The following is a 16176-nucleotide window of genomic DNA, read 5'->3' as shown; positions in this document are numbered from 1 at the left end:
GATTCATTTCCGCTGATCATTACAGGTGAAGTGCCGCCAGCGCCCACTTGTGCCGACAGGGAGTATCTGTATAGTCAAGTTCCGTGGACGAGCCCCTCTACCAGCGCATCGCCGACGATCTGCGCCGCCGCATCTCCCGCGGCGACCTGCCCGTCGGATCCGCGCTGCCGTCCGAGTCGCAACTCTGCGAGCAGTGGGCGGCCTCGCGCGGGCCGGTGCGCCAGGCGCTCAGCGCGCTGCGTGCCGAGGGGCTCATCGGCGGCGGCCGCGGCCGTTCGCCGGTCGTGCGGACGAGCCAGGTCCCGCAGCCGTTCGAGACCCTGTTGTCCTTCTCCCACTGGGCCCGCAGCCTGGGCCGCACACCCGGTCAGCGCACGCTGGAGATCGCGCGCAGGCCCGCACGCCAGGAGGTGGCCGACGCACTGGAGATCGACGAGGGCGATCCCGTCGTCGACCTGGTACGGCTACGCCTGCTGGACGGGCGGCCCACGATGATCGAGCGGACGACCTTCGTGGAATCCGTGGGGCGCCTGCTCTTCGACTTCGCCTTCGATCCGGACTCCCGCTCGATCTACGCGTACCTGGCGGGCCAGGGAGTCGATCTCAGCGTCGCCCGGCACGTGTTCGACGCGGTCGCCGCCGACCCGACGGACGCCTCGCTTCTCGAGGTCCCCGAGGGCGCACCCCTGCTGCGGGAGCGGCGGCGTGCCGGCAGCGCGTCCGGAGAGCCGTACGAGTACTCCGACGACCGCTATCGACCGGACATCGTCACCTTCACCATCGAGAACGCCGAGCAGGCGCATCCCTCCGTCGGACGCGCCTGGCGGCCGACCCCTGCCGACAGCACCCAGACACACCCCAAGTGAGGAACTCATGCCCATCGAACTGATGGTCCTGGACATGGCCGGTACGACGATCGAGGAATACGGCGCCGTCTACGAGGCGCTGGCCGAATCCGTGACCGCGGCGGGCGGGAAGCCGTCGGAGGCGGACATCCAGCGCTGGATGGGCGCGGGCAAGCGCGAGGCGATTCAGCATCTGCTCGAAGAACACCTCGGCCACGAAGTCGAGGAGGCGACGGTCGACGCCGCGTTCGCCGACTTCCGCGCCCGTCTCGACAAGGCCTACCGCGACCGGCCGGCCGTGCCGCTGCCCGGCGTTCCCGAGGCGCTCGCCCGCATCCGCGCAGCCGGCGTGAAGGTGGCGCTGACGACCGGGTTCGACCGCGAGGTCACCGAATCCCTGCTGAACACCCTCGGCTGGGACGACGAGGTGGTCGACGCGGTGGTGTGCGTGGACGACGTCCCGGCGGGCCGGCCGGCCCCATACATGATCTTCCGGGCGATGGAGGCCACCGGCGTTCACGACGTCGCACGGGTCCTCGTCGCGGGAGACACCATCCGCGACCTGCAGGCCGGGACCAACGCCGGCGCCGGATACGTCGTCGGCGTCCTCACCGGAAAGCTGGACGCCATCGGCCTGGGCGCCGAGCGGCACACTCACCTGCTGCCCGGCGTGGCGGACCTGCCCACCCTGCTGACGTCCTGACTCGATCAGCGGACCTGCCGGCCGGACGACCGACCGTCGCACCGCCGGGGTGGTGCGACGCCGGCCTCGCCGCGGGCGGCGATCCGCACCAGCCGGGCGCGGGCGTGCTGATGGCTCGCGGGAACGTGAACCGCATGATTCACGACAGCGCCGTACGGCAGGCCGAGTCGCCGGTCCGGCACTACGGCGCCCGGCTGCGCGGCATGGTGGGCTCACGTAGGAAGGCCCCCGGGATCACCGACTTCGAGCCGCTCAGCCGACGTCCTCGTGCACGGACAGGACATCGCGATCCCGCTCGGACGGGATCGGCCCATGCCGGTGCGGGCCGGGGCGGCGGCCGCGACCCGCGTCTGGACGATGGGACGGCCCTTCCACGCGCAGCGAGGTTGACCGGGTTCGAGTTCGTGGCCACCGACTGCTCCTGGTCCACAGGCCGGGGTCACCGAGTCGAAGGCACGATCTCCGCGATCCTGCTGTTGCTGACCTGCCGAGACGTCGCGCTGTCCCAACTGTCCGGCCCTGGAATGGCCGAACTACGGGCCCGCCTCAGCTCTCCGCCCAGGGGAGTCAGGGCGTAGTCGGCAGGCCCTCGTCCCCCTGCCGCTCAGGCGAGACCAACGCGTCGATCAGCGAGTCAGCCGTGGCCCTGAGGCGCTGGGCGTCCTGGTAGACGCGTTCCATGACGACGATCCCCCGGGTCATGGTGATCAGGACTCGCGCCGCCTCCGCCGGAGGGATGGCGAGCCGCGAGCGGGCCTCGTCGGTGGAGAGACGCTGTTCCAGCAGACGCTCCATGTCGTCGAGCAGGCCGCGAAGCGCGGCGCGGATGCGCTCGCCGTCGGCCTTCGTGTCGATCGCCGTCTTCGTCGTCAGGCATCCGCGGGTGGGGGCTCCCGTGGTCATGGATGTGATCGTGAAGTCGAAGAAGTCGCGGAGAGCCTGATCGACGCTCGGATGGGCGAGCGCTCCGGCCGCCTCGGCCGCGAACTGGTCGGCGTAGTCCGCATAGACACGCAGGAACAGCGCCTCCTTGTCGCCGTAGGCGTTGTAGAGCGACCCGCGAAGAACGCCTGAAGCCGTCGCGAGGTCCTGCATCGAGGTCGCGCCGTAGCCCTTGAGCCAGAACACGTCCCGGGCGCTCTCCAGAGCCCGCCGCTCATCGAATTGACGTTGTCCAGCCATGTGGCGACCCTAATCATCTTTGACAGAGCTGTCAATGTATGCAAGCCTGTCAAAGATGACAAGGGTGTCAAAAATGATGCCTCGACACCCTTCGGGCGAATGGCGACGCCGGGCGATCCCGTACTCACCAGCGGTCTTCGCGCTCTTCTCGATCTCGAAAGGTCCCTTCGATGAACAGCTCTCACCTTGATCTACACGCACGCCGCACCCTCATCACCGGTGCGGGCAGCGGGATCGGCCGTGCCCTGGCCCTGGAACTGGCCTCCCGTCACGGTGTGCTCGCCCTGGCCGGCCGACGTCCCGGACCTCTCGCCGAGACCGCTGCGCTGGTCGCCGAGCGTGGCGGCACCGCCCACACGATCACCGCCGATCTCGCCGTCGACGGGGAGCCCGAACGCGTGATCGCGGAGACCGTCGCCGCGCTCGGCGGCCTCGACATCCTCGTCAACAACGCGGGGAACGTGCGGGCCGGCGCGCTCGACGACATCGACGTGTCCGACATACGCGCCATGGTCGAGCTCAATCTGGTCGCCCCCATACTCGCGGCCAAGGCGGCGCTGCCGCACCTGCGCGCCGCGGGCACACGGCACGGACACGCCGCCCTGGTCGGCATCGCCTCGGCCTCCGCCCTGGTCGGCCTGCCCTACTACGCCACCTACGCGGCGACCAAGGCCGGTCTCACCCGATTCGACGAAGCACTGCGCCGCGAGTTGATCGGCAGCGGCGTCCACGTGGCCACGGTCTACCCCGGCCCGGTCGACACGCCGATGATGGCCTCGTCCCAGGCGGGCCCGGACCTGGGGTACGGACTCCGTCCCGTCGACGAGGTGGTCGCCGAGATCGTGGCCGGCCTGGAGGCCCGCCACGTCGACATCGACACGCAACTGCCCGAACGCCGCGCGTTGCAGGAGCTCAACACGCGGGATCCGCTCGCCGTGGACGCCGCCCTCGCGCCGAGGCTCGCCGAACGCCGGGCCGCCGTCAGCACCCACCGCAGCATCTGACCTCACGGAGACGCCGCGCCTCCAGTCGGGCGAAGCACATTGAAGAAGGGCGCGCCGACTTCCAGCCCATCGGCAAAATGCGCCCACCGTCATAATGCGCCCATCGCCGCGAAAAATAGAATGCGCGCCTGATATCTCACCGGATATCGTCTGATCTTGTACCTCCCGGTGCGCAGGCAACGGTTACTTCGCTCTTTCAAAGCGGCAACGCGGGTTCGAATCCCGCCACTGGCCTCGGCCAGTGTCGTCCAGTGGCCCAGGACACCTACCGTCGCCGCCCTGACCTCGGGTGGGACACAACTTGATATTGCACCTCCCCGGTGCGAAGGTCCCGGCTACTTCTCTCCAAAAGAAACCGTCCGGTACCACCTCTGATCTCGGGGAGACACAACTTAATATGCACCTCCCGGTGCGATTGGCAGCAGTTACTTCATTGGTCGAACACCTTCGGGTGGCGGGTTTCGATACCCGCACACTGCCGCCGACCTTTGATCTCGGGAGGAGAAACGACTTCAGAATGTGCCCGGTGCGCAGGTGACGGTTACTTCGATAGGGGATCGAGCGGTCGCAGGTTCGAGTCCTGCCCGGCCGGCGTGTCCGGCCGGTAGCTCAGCTGGATAGAGCACTTGGCTCCGTCGCCGATCTCGATCTCGGGCACGAACTCTGAACGCGGGCTCCTCCCACACAGGAAGGGGCCCGTTCCCATGTCGAAGTTCAACACGACCGCCGCGCGCCCGGCCACCACGAGCCCGGTCACGACCGGGGCCACCCCCGGCATCCGCACCCACGAGGGCGCGCCCGGGTACATCCGCGACGCGAAGGGCGAGCTCTTCCTCCTCGCGGTCTCCAACATGGTCGGCGAGAACACCTTCTACGAGAAGGCCGGTGACCGCGACGCGCGCTTCCGCGCGCTCGTCCACCAGGTCGCCGTCGAGGACCTCGACTGGATGGCCCGTTTCCTCCCGTGGCTGCGCGGCGAGGCCAACATGCGGTCCGCGCCCGTCGTCGCCGCGCTCGAGGCGGTCAGGGCCCGTCTCGCGGCCGGCCTGCACGGCGGCAACCGCGACCTGGTCGCGTCCGTCTTGCAGCGCGCCGACGAGCCCGGCGAGGCTCTCGCCTACTGGACCTCCCGGTACGGCCGGGCGATCCCGAAGCCGGTCAAGCGCGGCGTCGCCGACGCCGTCCAGCGCCTGTACACCGAGCGGTCGCTGGCCAAGTACGACAGCGGGACCAGCGGTTTCCGCTTCGGCGACGTGATCGACCTCGTCCACCCCACGGCGGCCGACGACAAGCCCGCGCAGGGCGACCTGTTCACGCACGCGCTCGACCGGCGCCACGGCCGGGACAAGCCGATTCCGGAGTCGCTGTGGATGTTGCGCCGACGCGCCGAGTTGCTGGCGCTGCCGGTGGCGGAGCGGCGCACGGTCATGGCCGCCGACCCCGGCCGTCTGCGTTCCGCGGGCATGACATGGGAGGCGCTCGCCGGATGGTCGCAGGGCCCGATGGACGCGCAGGCCTGGTCGACGGTGATCCCGTCGATGGGCTACATGGCGCTGCTGCGGAACCTGCGGAACTTCGACCAGGCGGGCATCGGCGACGAGGTCGCCGGGCAGATCCTGGCCAAGCTGGCCGACCCGGAGGAGGTCTCCAGGTCCCGGCAGCTGCCGTTCCGGTTCTACTCGGCGTACCGCAACGCGCCGTCGCTGCGGTGGGGCCACGCGCTGGACAAGGCGCTGACGCTCGCCACCGGCAACGTGCCGTCCTTCAAGGGCCGGACGCTGGTCCTGGTGGACACCTCGGCGTCCATGTCGTCCGGGGCGGTCTCGGCTCGGTCGACGGTCACGCCGGTCCAGGCGGCCGCGCTGTTCGGCGTGACGCTCGCGGCGCGCGGCGACCAGGTCGACCTCGTCGGCTTCGCCGACGGGACGTTCCGGCACGAGATCCGGTCCGGCGCCTCGGTGCTGCGCGAGGTCGACCGGTTCTGCGGCCGGATCGGCGAGGTCGGCCACGGAACACGGATCGCCGACTCGTTGCGGCGCTCGTGGAAGGGCCATGACCGGGTGGTGATCCTGTCGGACATGCAGACCGTGACCGGCCACTACGCGGGCGGCGTCACCGACGCGGTGCCGGCGAGCGTGCCCCTGTACGGCTTCAACCTGCAGGGGTACCGCGCGGCGGCGATGCCGACGGGTCAGGGAAACCGTCACGAGTTCGGCGGGTTCTCCGACGCGTCGTTCAGGCTGATCCCGCTGCTCGAGGCGGGCAGGTCGGCCGACTGGCCGTTCTGACCGGGAACGCCTCGCGCCTCCTCTCTCAAGAGGCGGCGCGGGGCGTTCGCGCGGCGGCGGCTCAACGGCCCCGCCAGGGTCAGGCTCCGTACGACCGTGCCTGCTCCAGGGTCCAGGGCTCACTGTGACTGTCGACGTACCAGTCGTACTCGTCGCTGACGAGGCCGGCCACCATCGTCAGATCGGGGGCGTCATCGGGGGCGCGCAGATGTGCCGGTGGCGGGTAGTAGCAGTCGCCCAGCAGCGCGACGGCCGAATCGGGCACGAGCACGATGGTCGAGTCGGGCGCGTGTGCGCCTCCGACGTGGCGCAGGCGCACACCGGCGGGAAGGACCAGCTCATCGGTGAAGGTGCACTGTGGCGGCAGGATGGTGAAACCGTCCCAGGTCTCCATGGCCAGCGCGCGGGCGCGGAAGCTCGGCCCCAGGAGCGGATTCGTACGGACCTCGTCGCGCAGATAGCGGTGGCTCCACGGCCGGGCCGCCTCGCGCTGGAGGATCTCCTGTCCGGCGATATGGCCGATGATCTCCACGTCGGGCCAGGCGCACGCACCCCAGACGTGGTCCCAATGGTGATGCGTGTAGACCAGCCACCGGGCGGCCGGCAACCCCGCCGCATCCATGGCGGACTGGATCTCACGGGCGTGCGCGGGGCTGTGGCCCGCGTCGACGATCACGCTGCCCGCATCGTCGGCGACGATGGCGACACTGCCTCGAATGTTGTCTGGATCGGGGTCGCCGGGAACGAGCCAGACCCGTCCCGCGAGCGGCCGTACGCTGATGGTGTCGATGACCGTGGAACCTTCGGCTCGAGGTCGGAGGGACCGTGCTGAGCCTGAATCCTATGTCGGCGCCGCCTGACGCGGATCGCCCTGACACGACGCGGCCATCGGCCTCGATGTCAGCCGAGGCGCCGAGGAATCCCCTTGCGTGGCGGCGCGGTCGAGCACTTAACCGTTCGACATGAGAGCGGGGACCGGACACCATCTACACAATGACACGAACCGATACACCCCCGACCTGGGATGAGCGCGCCTCGCTCACCACCTTTCTCGCCTACGTCCGGGACACCGCCCGCATGAAATGCGACGGCGTCTCGCCGGAGGACGCGCGCAGGGCCCCGCTGCCCGGCTCACCCTTGATGACCTTGTGCGGACTCATCAACCATCTCCGCTGGGTCGAGTACTACTGGTTCGAGGTGATGTTCCTCGGCGCGGAGAACGAAGGGCCGTGGACGGACGAGGATCCCGACCGGGAGATGCGCATCGCGGTCGACATCCCTCTCGCGGATCTGCTGGCGGAGTACGAGGCCCAGAGCGCCCGCTACCGGCAACTTGTGACCGAACACGACCTCGAGGCTCCGGCCAAGCGTCCGATCGGGGACGGCCGGCATCCGAATCTGCGCTGGATCCTGCTCCATCTGATCGAAGAGATCGCACGGCACAACGGACATCTCGACGTCGTGCGGGAACTGGTCGACGGCACCACCGGCGCCTAGCCGCGGCCGCGTTTCCCGCCGAAACCTCGCGGACGCGTAACCGACAGGTTACGCTTCATGGGTGGACGAGGTGGCAGGAGCGATCGCCGACCCCGTGCGGCGAGAGATCCTGCTGATGCTCCGGGAGGAACGGCTCTCCGCGGGGGAGATCGCCGAGCGTTTCGCGGTCAGCAGGCCTGCCGTGAGCAGGCATCTGCGCGTGCTCAGGGAGAGCGGGCTGGTTCACGACGAACTCGTCGGCCGCCGGCGGTTCTACGTGCTCGACACCGGGCGGTTCACCGAACTCGCCGAGTGGCTCGCGCTGTTCGCCCGTCCCTCCGGTTGGGAACACCATCTCGACGCACTCGAGACAGAGGTCTATAGAACCCGCCGCGAACGCCGGGAGCGCGGCGTCGCGGACCGGGGAAGGGAGAACACCGCATGAGCCTCACGCCCACCGGCCGATTGCTCCGCACCGGCGCCGGAAGCGATCTGATCCTCACTCGTACCTTCCGCGCGCCCGCCGAGGATGTGTGGGCCAGTCTCACCGAACCCGACCGCACCGCCCGCTGGTTCGGCCCCTGGGAGGGCGAGGCCGCGCCAGGCCGGACGATCAAGGTGCAGATGACGTATGAGGAGCAGGCGCCGTGGTGTGAGATGCGGATCGACGCCTGCGACCCGCCGCGACGCCTCGCCCTGTCGACGACCGACGAGTTCGGGGCCTGGAAAGTGGAGTTGTCTTTGTCCGAGGCGGACGGTGCGACCGAACTGCGGTTCGTGCACCACCTCGTCGGCGAGGACGGCATCGGAGAGATCGGCGCCGGCTGGGAGTACTACCTCGACATGTTCGTGGCCGCGCGCGAAGGTTCGCCCCGGCCCGACTTCACGGACTACTACCCCTCGATGAAGGGCTACTTCGAGGCATTGTCCGCAGGCTGACCTCCGGCGAGGATCTCGGCGAATTCGACCGGATGGGCCAGGTGCGGGAAGTGGCCGCTACCGGGGAGGACGGTGATGGTGACGTCGGGCAGAGCCGACTCCAGCCAACGCCGGTACATCGGATTCGGCTCGTTCCCGGTCACGTGGTGGTACGCGACGCCGCGTGAGCGGATGGTCTCCAGGTCGCGCGTCCGGCGTTCAGCGAGGTCCTCCGCGGGCGTGACCATGACCTCGTGCCAGTAGCCGAGGAGAAGGTCCTGCCGGGGGGTCGTGGCCGTACGGACGAGTTCCTGCGCGGTCGGTGGCAGCAGTTCGATGTGCATCCCGGCAAGCATGGAGTCCCAGACCTCCGCATAGGCCGGGCTCCGCAGCACCGGCTCGGCCCGGCGCAGCACCTCCCCGAAGCCGCCCACCAGCAACGGCTGATCCACATTGACGACGCCTCTGGCCGGGTACGTCGCGGCGTAGATCGTCGCCAGCACGCCGCCGAGTGAGTGTCCTACGACGATCGGCGCGTCGAGTCCGGCGTCGGTCACCGCCTGGTGCAGGACCTCGACGACCTCGTCGAGGTCGTAGGAGACGCGCCGCGCCGAGTCCCCGTGCCCGGGCAGGTCGAAGGCCAGCACCCGCCGGTCCGGGTCGGCGGTCGCCAACGCGTTCAGAGCCGGCCCCCACTGGCGCCGGTCATAGGAGAGGCCGTGCAGGAAGACCAGTGGCGGCCGATCATCGGCTGTGCCGTGGCTGTCGGCGGCAAGATCACCGAAGTGGACCCGATGTGTGTCACGCATGTCCGTCTCCCGTCCCCGAGGCTTCACCGAGGAGGCGTAACTCCGGAGTGCACAACCTGTACGTGGTGCGGGTCACACGTTCCAGCGGGCCGGGCCGCCCGGGGCCGGTTGATACCGGAAGAGCCTGCCGGTGTGCAGAGACGCCCGAAGATGAGCCCCCGCCAGCGGCGCGGCCGACTCCACCCGTTTGACGGTCGCCCACAACGCACGGGTCGCATTGACACGGGCCCGTTCGGCTTCGCCGACCTGTACTCGCGGCCGGCCACCGAGACCACTGGCCCGCCGCAGTTCGGCCAGCAGGGCGGTCCGTTCCTCCTGGACGGCAGCCGCCCGTTCGGCGTCGCCGGTCCGGTCGGCCGCGTCGAACTGCTCGTCGAGCGCCGCCAGTCTGCGCCGGTAGGACGTGCGGGCGACCTCGTCGAGAACCGGGTCACCGTCGGGCACCCGCAGGCCCGCGCCTCCCGCCACGAGATCCAGCGCGGCGATCTCCTGCCCGGGCGCGGCCAGCAGCGCCCGCAGGTACCCCAGCCCACGCCCGTCGCGTAGCCGGACCGTTTCCGCGCCTGCGTCGAGACGCCAGTCGTCGCCGTCGCGGCTCAGCCGCCACTCGTCGGCAGGCGGGGCGAGCGCGGCGAGAACCCCCGCCATGCCGAGACGCTCCGCGATCGAACGGGCCCGGCCGAGATCGTCGCCGGCTCGGGGCCTGTCTCCCGCACCGTCACGTGCGGACAGGGCGCGGCCTCGGGCGGCCAGGGTGTACGCGAGCCAGGGCAGGGCTCCGATCCGTTGCTCCAGCGCCGCCGCGCCATCCAGGTGGGACACCGCTTGGTCGAGCCGGCCCAACCGGGCGGCCAACCGGCCCAGGTAGTCGTCCACCGGCCCGGTGATCGTGTTGGCGCCGCCCCAGACGACCAGACGCCCCCGGTAGGGAAGCAGCGCGTCGTACAAGGCCTGCGCGTCCGCCGGTTCCCCGACCCGCGACGCCACGATCGCCAGGTCGGCCACTACTCCCAGCCAGCGCGGCCCGGACCCGGCGAGCACGGCCGGCAGCAGCCGTTCCAGCTCGAGACCCGCCTCGACGTCGCGACCGGACTCGGCCAGGGTCCTTGCAGCGGTCGCCTCGAAGAAGTGGCCGGGCAACCGCCGGGCGAGGTCCTGCCAGGGGTCCACGAGCGACGCGAACTCGCCCCGCATCGCGGCAAGTGATCCGCGCAGCGACCCGGCCAGGCGGTCGGTGTCGGTGATCCCCGCCCGCCGGCCACGCGCGGCGACCTCGGCCGCGAGCGCCGCCGCCACGTCGAACCGTCCGCGAACCGTCGCCAGCATCGCCTGGCGCGCCAGCACCACCACCGCCGCTTCGGCGTCGCCGGCCAGCTCACCGGCCCGGGCGTAAGCCGTGAGCGCGGCCTCGGCGTCTCCCAGCTCACCCAGCTCCGTCAGGGCGATGAAGCGCCAGAACAGTCCGCGCCGCTCGGCCACGGCGTCGCCCGCCCGTCGAGCCTGCTCGACGATCTCCGATGCGGTGGTCAGGCGTTCATGGGCGGCGGCCGGATCCCACAGGGCGTGCAGCCGGCAGTCGAGGACTTCGGCGATCGTGCCGGGGCTGCCTGTCGTCCGGGCCAAGGTGACCGCCTCATCGATCAGCTCGCGCCGGCGTGCCCCGGCCGACGGGTCGCCCAGCAGTTCACGGGCGAGCCTGGCCAGCACCCGCGCCCGGGTCGGGGGAGGCAGCGGGCGCCCCGCCGCGGCCTCCAGCAGGCGGATCAGACCGACATCGAGGTCGAGGAACTCCGCCCGCGACGGCGTCGTCAGCGCCAGGTGGATCACCGCATCGGCGGAGGCGTCGAGACCGGCCAGCTCACCGACGAGATCGATGGCGGCTCCTGGCAGTCCGCACGATGCCAGCCACACCGCGTGGACCGCCTCGGCGGGCAGGTCCGCGGTCAGCATGGCGAGTTCCGGCTCCGTCAGGCCGCGCAGGCGAATCTCCGGCGTCAGCCCGAGGGGATCCTCCGCCGTCGCGAGCAGCACGGTCGCGCCGGCCCCGAGGCGGGAGGCGAGCAGAGCAAGGAATTCCACGGCCGCCGGACCGGCCCGGTCGACGTCGTCGACCAGGAGGAGGCGCGGTCCGCCGCGGACGGTCATCCTGGCGACGCGATCGAGGTCTCGGGGCCCGTCGCCGGGCGGAGGTCCGTCCGCTTCGAGATCGCCCAGCAATCGATCCCAGATCAGCAGACCGGAGTCGAGGCCCGTCCCCGCCGCACGGACCACCGGCATCCCACGGGCGCGGGCCAGTTCCGCGGCGGCGCCGGTCAGCGCCGTCTTGCCGGAACCGGGTGGCCCCGTGACGACGAGGTGTCCGCCGATCCCGGCCGCGGCCCGGTCGAGCAGCTGTTCCACCGCAGCTAGAACGCTGCGACGGCCGATCAGGGTCACGTGCGCAGCGTATCCGTCGCCATTCGTGCCGACGTGAGCGGCGGGGACGAGTAGGTCGTGGGCGCACCTCGATCGACCGGTTCCCGGTTGCCTTGACGCCAACGACAAGGTTCTAGCCTGGGCCACGGCAGACCGGTGGGGCGACGTGACATGGCCACGATCGGCCGCGCCGGCCCACGACTGCGCAGGCGTCGCATCGGCTCACCGAAGGAACCACATGAAGTTCGCGATCAGCTACAACACGGCCTTCTACGGCGTGGACCCCGACAGGATCACGGCCTTCGCGCGGCACGCCGAGGACTGCGGCTTCGAGTCCCTGTACCTGCCGGAGCACATCGTGCTGTATCCCGGCGCGATGTTCGGGGCCCATGAGATCCCGCCGTCACTTCCGTACGCCGATCCGCTCGACTGCTTGAGCTTCGTCGCCGCGGCCACACAGCGGATCCTGCTCGGAACGGGCGTGCTGCTGCTGCCGTACCACCACCCGGTCATCCTCGCCAAGCGCCTGGCCACCATCGACGTGCTGTCCAAAGGGCGGATGCGGCTGCTGACCGTGGGGCTTGGCATGCTGCCGGGTCAGGCCCGAGCGGTGGGCGTCGACTTCAGCACCCGCGGCCGCCGCGCCGACGAGGCGATCGACGTGATGCGACTGCTCTGGGCCGGCGGCGAGGACGGCGTCGGCTTCGACGGGGAGTTCTTCTCCTTCGACAATCTGTCCAGCTTCCCCAAGCCGTACGGGGTCACTCACCTGCCGATCCACATCGGCGGATCGAGCCGGGCGGCCGCACGCCGAGCCGGGCGGCGCGGCGACGGCTACTTTCCCGGCGGTGCGCTTGACCAGGACGAGCGCGCCGTCCAGATCGAACTCGCCCGATCGACCGCCGCCGAAGCCGGCCGTAGCCCGGAGGCACTCGAGTACACGCGCTGGGGGTCGATCGGCATGACCGTCGAACAAGTCGCGACATTCGCCGCGCAAGGCGTGACCCGCGTCGTCGTGAGTCCCACCACCGCCGAACCGGATCTGCAACGCGATGAGATGTCCGCGTTCGCCGAGCGGTTCGCCCTCCTCTAACGATCCCCTCGGCCCCGGAAAGATCGCGATGCCGTAGAGGCGAGGCTGTGTGCCATTCTTGGCGCATGCCCGAGACCACGCCGAGCGACGAAGACGGGCTCGCGCTGAATCGTGCACTTTGGGACGTACGTGCCCGTATCCATGGCTCGACGGCCACTGACCGGTTTTACGATGTCGAGTCGTTCCTCGATGGGCGCCAGACGCTATACACGCTCGAACGTGAACTGGCGGGCGACGTGGCCGGCAAGGATCTGCTTCACCTGCAGTGCCATTTCGGAATGGACACCCTGAACTGGGCTCGCATGGGAGCCCGGGTAACCGGCGTCGACTTCTCCCCTGTGGCGGTCGAGCGAGCGCGTCTGCTGGCGGAGCGGGCCAGTCTTGCGGCCACTTTCATCGAGGCCGACACCCAGCGATTGCCCTCGAACCTGGCGCACGGCTTCGACCTGGTGGTCGCCACCTACGGAGTCCTCTGTTGGATCGCCGACGTCGACGCCTGGATGCGGAGTGCGGCGATGGCGCTGAAGCCGGGCGGAAGCCTTGTCCTGGTGGACATGCATCCGGCCTTTCAAACGGTGGCCGCCGTCGATCCGCTGATCGCCGACTGGCCGTACGGCGGTGGGGAATCTCAGCGCGAGATGGTCACCGGGACATACGCCGAGCCCGGCCGCACGATGCCGGCGCAGGAAACGATCCAGTATCCGCACTCGCTCGGTGAGATCGTGACCGCGGCCGCCGACGCGGGCCTCACGATCAAGCACCTGGGCGAACACATCGCGACAGACCTCGACCCTCGCAGCATCCTCAAGCAGGGCGAGGACGGCCTGTACCGCCTCCCCTTCGGCGACTCCCACCTGCCCATCCTGTACTCGCTGCGCGCGGTCTCACCAGGCTCACCTCTGCCCTAGAGCGCCGTCGGCTGAGCAGACCAGCGTCGACAGGATCTAGGGAGCGGTTAGGACGATCTTGCCTTGCCGTAGTCCTCATTCGGCGAACGCATGAGCTCGGGCCGGCTCAGCTCAAGCGGCAGGAGCCCGTGGTGTCAGACGGACCTCGACATCCGCGTCCAAGGCGCGTGCCAGGCGTTCCAGAACCGGCAACGTGGGGATCGTCCCGCCGGCCTCGAACCGCGCCACCGCCGACTGCGTCATGCCGGTCTTGCGTGCCAGGTCGTTCTGACTCCAGCCTCGCCCTTCACGCATCGCCCGAACCGTCTTGCCCAGTTCGTAGGCGAGACGCGTCGCCTCATAGGCCTCAACCGCACCCGGCTCGGTCAACCGGCGATCCCTGAGCTCTCGCCAGCTCTCCTGCTCGCTCATATCGCCTCTTCTTCCCCATCGACGGTGTGCGCCAGTTCGACACAGCGACGCATAGCTCGCCGAGCCCGTTCGACCTCACGGTCCTCGCGTGGCCGCGTCTTGTGGAACACCGTCAAGAGCACGATCCTGCGGCCCGTTGCAATCCAGTAGGTGATACGTACAGCGAACTCGTCGAGGTGAAACCGCAGTTCTCGGAGCTTGCCGTCAAGCTGCTTCGTATGCGGCTCACCCAGCAAAGGGCCCTCCGCAGCCAGCAGATCAACGTAGAAGGCCGCCCTCGCGAACGCCTCCGCAGGTAGATCTTCAAGCCACTTCCGGACCTCTGGTTCCAGTTCCACGGTACCCCAGCTCATAGCGTTGATGCTATGAGCTGAAACTCTGTCACTTCGTGCTTTTACATGAACACGATGCGACATCAAGCCTTGCGGGCGAGAGCACACAAGGTGTCACTTCGTTTGACGCTGGCGCCGCCGAGACCGCGACGACCAATCAAGACGGAGGGCGATCATGCCACGAGGAGACAAGATCTCCTGGCAGAAAGGTCCCGCCGCTTACCGCAGTGGCACCCGTATCGGATCTCGAGATTTGCGTCCAGGGCCCACGCCGAAGAACGGCGGGGCGTGCGCACCATGCCGGTGAACACACCCCGCTCTCAAGATTGACTCAGCCCTTGCTGGGCACGAGCCGCGCAGTGGAAGCGTGTACGGCGCCGTCGCCGGCGAACGACACCGACGAACCACGCCAGTTCACGCCTGGCACGGTCACGCAGCCGTCATGACCGGTGGTCAGGTTGATCGACTTCTTGCCTTTGCCCTTGACCAGGTGCACCGTCTTGCCGGGGAAGCCCAGGCCGTTCTCGGCGTTGACCAGGCACACGTCGTCGCCATGCGCCTTCTGCTGACGGTGGACGACGAGCCGGGAGTGGACCGCCTCCCCCGCCGCGGCCACGATGAGGGCGGGCTGGTTGGTCTGGACTCCGTCGGCGCCCATCGAACGAGCGAGCTGGAACTGGGCCACTTCCTGCTCGGCCCCGGCGTCGTAGGCGTGCGGCATGACGACTGCGCACGCGTCATGGGCCGCGGCGATGGACTCAGGCGAGTACTCGGCCAGGGTGGAACCGTAGACCTTGGCGACCTGCCCGATCTCGTAGATCAAGAAGCCAGGCTCCCACGAGTCACGGTTGTAGATGATCCGGGCGCCGGGCTCGGCGACCAGGATCCGCGGGTCGCCCGAATTCCAGATCGACTTTTCGATGAGACCGTACTTGCCCACCAACTCGGCGAGCTTGCCTTCCTCGGTCACCGACCCCTTGACGTCGAGTTCGACGCCGCGGCCGACCCGCTGGGCGAGGGCGAGGATCTCTTCCAGCGAGGCGATCTGCGCCGGGTCGTACTCGCCGCCCTTCCAGGGCTCGTAGTCGGCGGCGTTGAGGGCGCGCACCTCGTCGTAGGTCAGGTCCGCGATGTTGCCGGTGCCGTTGGTCGTGCGGTCGACCGTGGAGTCGTGCAGCGCGACGAAGCGCCCGTCCTTGGTCTGCTGGACGTCGACCTCGACCATGTCGACCCCGTACGCGAACGCGTACTCATACGACTTCAAGGTGTTCTCGGGAGCGAGCGTGTTGGCTCCCCGATGCGCCGAGATCAACACATTGGCGGAGCCCTTGTCCGGGATTCCCGCGTCGACCCAACGATCCGGCTCCGGAACCTGGTCGCACACCGGCTGCTTCACCAGCGGCTTCAGCGCGGCTATCACCTGCCGGACCTGCTCGACCCGAGGGTCGTCCTCTGCGTGGGCGCCGGCATTGCCCGCAACCAGGCCCGCAGTGATCACGGCGGCGGCGACGAGCGACCGCACTGCTCGGCGCGCAGTGGGGAACCTCATGTCCGACCCTCTCGACAAATCCCAGTAATGTGTCGAGCATTTCGGTGTTGCCGAACCCACCGGTGAATCGTCCTTGACGATCAAGCGGCATATCTCCGACATTTGTGACCGGCGGATCATCCGGCGGTAGCGTTCCGGCGCGGAGTCCGAACGCCGGGTGCGGGAACGGGTCGTCACATTGGACACCGACGCGTGCCTGACAAGGAACAGATCCGAGGTTCAAGTCCTGGTAGCGAGGTTTGG

17 protein-coding genes are annotated in these 16176 nt (G+C 69.3%); 10 read left to right on the top strand and 7 right to left on the bottom strand.

Going from position 1 to position 16176, the window contains the following annotated elements; genetic code table 11:
- The first annotated feature begins 83 nt into the window (after window positions 1–83).
- The 3 genes from Psi02_RS10230 (at window position 84) to Psi02_RS10220 (ending at window position 2126) form a co-directional block, all read left to right on the top strand.
- Window positions 84–866 carry a GntR family transcriptional regulator gene (locus Psi02_RS10230; protein ID WP_203973211.1) on the top strand — a complete coding sequence of 261 codons (783 nt, stop codon included), beginning with the start codon at window positions 84–86 and terminating at the stop codon, window positions 864–866.
- Window positions 867–873: 7 nt separating this feature from the next.
- Entirely contained in the window at window positions 874–1548 is a 675-nt protein-coding gene (locus Psi02_RS10225; protein WP_203973210.1) for a phosphonatase-like hydrolase, read from the top strand.
- A gap of 134 nt (window positions 1549–1682) precedes the next feature.
- Window positions 1683–2126 (top strand): hypothetical protein, encoded by a 444-nt coding sequence (locus Psi02_RS10220; protein WP_203973209.1) that lies wholly within the window; start codon window positions 1683–1685, stop codon window positions 2124–2126.
- On the opposite strand, the gene Psi02_RS10215 is transcribed toward Psi02_RS10220, so the two are convergent.
- A complete protein-coding gene (locus Psi02_RS10215; protein ID WP_203973208.1) occupies window positions 2116–2730 on the bottom strand; it encodes a TetR/AcrR family transcriptional regulator in 615 nt (204 codons plus the stop codon). The genes Psi02_RS10220 and Psi02_RS10215 overlap by 11 nt on opposite strands.
- Window positions 2731–2900: 170 nt before the next feature.
- Between Psi02_RS10215 and Psi02_RS10210 the strand changes: the two genes are divergently transcribed.
- Both Psi02_RS10210 and Psi02_RS10205 read left to right on the top strand, forming a co-directional pair.
- On the top strand, window positions 2901–3734 hold the full coding sequence (locus Psi02_RS10210) for an SDR family NAD(P)-dependent oxidoreductase (RefSeq protein WP_203973207.1): 834 nt from the start codon (window positions 2901–2903) through the stop codon (window positions 3732–3734).
- A gap of 704 nt (window positions 3735–4438) precedes the next feature.
- Window positions 4439–6022: a TROVE domain-containing protein gene (locus Psi02_RS10205; protein WP_203973206.1), complete on the top strand. Its 1584-nt coding sequence runs from the start codon at window positions 4439–4441 to the stop codon at window positions 6020–6022.
- Window positions 6023–6101: 79 nt separating this feature from the next.
- On the opposite strand, the gene Psi02_RS10200 is transcribed toward Psi02_RS10205, so the two are convergent.
- Entirely contained in the window at window positions 6102–6722 is a 621-nt protein-coding gene (locus Psi02_RS10200; RefSeq protein ID WP_275415179.1) for an MBL fold metallo-hydrolase, read from the bottom strand.
- Between the two features lie 293 nt (window positions 6723–7015).
- On the opposite strand from Psi02_RS10200, the gene Psi02_RS10195 reads away from it, so the two are divergent.
- The 3 genes from Psi02_RS10195 to Psi02_RS10185 all read left to right on the top strand — a co-directional run bounded on the left by Psi02_RS10195 (window position 7016) and on the right by Psi02_RS10185 (window position 8437).
- Window positions 7016–7519 (top strand): DinB family protein, encoded by a 504-nt coding sequence (locus tag Psi02_RS10195; RefSeq protein WP_203973204.1) that lies wholly within the window; start codon window positions 7016–7018, stop codon window positions 7517–7519.
- A gap of 61 nt (window positions 7520–7580) precedes the next feature.
- A complete protein-coding gene (locus Psi02_RS10190) occupies window positions 7581–7943 on the top strand; it encodes a metalloregulator ArsR/SmtB family transcription factor (RefSeq protein ID WP_203973203.1) in 363 nt (120 codons plus the stop codon).
- The gene (locus tag Psi02_RS10185; RefSeq protein ID WP_203973202.1) at window positions 7940–8437 is read left to right on the top strand and encodes an SRPBCC family protein; all 498 of its coding nucleotides are present in this window, start codon (window positions 7940–7942) and stop codon (window positions 8435–8437) included. The genes Psi02_RS10190 and Psi02_RS10185 overlap by 4 nt, the downstream gene beginning before the upstream one ends.
- Here the strand turns inward: Psi02_RS10185 and Psi02_RS10180 are convergent.
- A complete protein-coding gene (locus tag Psi02_RS10180) occupies window positions 8410–9225 on the bottom strand; it encodes an alpha/beta fold hydrolase (protein WP_203973201.1) in 816 nt (271 codons plus the stop codon). The two genes, Psi02_RS10185 and Psi02_RS10180, sit on opposite strands and share 28 nt — an antisense overlap.
- A gap of 72 nt (window positions 9226–9297) precedes the next feature.
- A complete protein-coding gene (locus Psi02_RS10175; protein WP_203973200.1) occupies window positions 9298–11661 on the bottom strand; it encodes an ATP-binding protein in 2364 nt (787 codons plus the stop codon).
- A gap of 217 nt (window positions 11662–11878) precedes the next feature.
- On the opposite strand from Psi02_RS10175, the gene Psi02_RS10170 reads away from it, so the two are divergent.
- Window positions 11879–12733 (top strand): TIGR03619 family F420-dependent LLM class oxidoreductase, encoded by an 855-nt coding sequence (locus Psi02_RS10170; RefSeq protein ID WP_203973199.1) that lies wholly within the window; start codon window positions 11879–11881, stop codon window positions 12731–12733.
- Window positions 12734–12798: 65 nt separating this feature from the next.
- Complete coding sequence (locus Psi02_RS10165; RefSeq protein WP_203973198.1) at window positions 12799–13641, top strand: class I SAM-dependent methyltransferase; 843 nt, start codon at window positions 12799–12801, stop codon at window positions 13639–13641.
- A gap of 111 nt (window positions 13642–13752) precedes the next feature.
- Here Psi02_RS10165 and Psi02_RS10160 read toward each other — a convergent pair whose 3' ends face one another.
- The 3 genes from Psi02_RS10160 to Psi02_RS10150 all read right to left on the bottom strand — a co-directional run bounded on the left by Psi02_RS10160 (window position 13753) and on the right by Psi02_RS10150 (window position 15933).
- Window positions 13753–14052: a helix-turn-helix domain-containing protein gene (locus Psi02_RS10160; protein WP_203973197.1), complete on the bottom strand. Its 300-nt coding sequence runs from the start codon at window positions 14050–14052 to the stop codon at window positions 13753–13755.
- Complete coding sequence (locus tag Psi02_RS10155; protein ID WP_203973196.1) at window positions 14049–14405, bottom strand: type II toxin-antitoxin system RelE/ParE family toxin; 357 nt, start codon at window positions 14403–14405, stop codon at window positions 14049–14051. Before Psi02_RS10155 ends, Psi02_RS10160 begins: the two co-directional genes overlap by 4 nt.
- Before the next feature lie 310 nt (window positions 14406–14715).
- Complete coding sequence (locus Psi02_RS10150; protein WP_203973195.1) at window positions 14716–15933, bottom strand: glycerophosphodiester phosphodiesterase; 1218 nt, start codon at window positions 15931–15933, stop codon at window positions 14716–14718.
- Between the last annotated feature and the right edge of the window lie 243 nt (window positions 15934–16176).

It is taken from the genome of Planotetraspora silvatica, assembly GCF_016863315.1.
Classification (GTDB): Bacteria; Actinomycetota; Actinomycetes; order Streptosporangiales; family Streptosporangiaceae; genus Planotetraspora; species Planotetraspora silvatica.
This window is presented reverse-complemented; position numbering and strand designations above follow the sequence as displayed.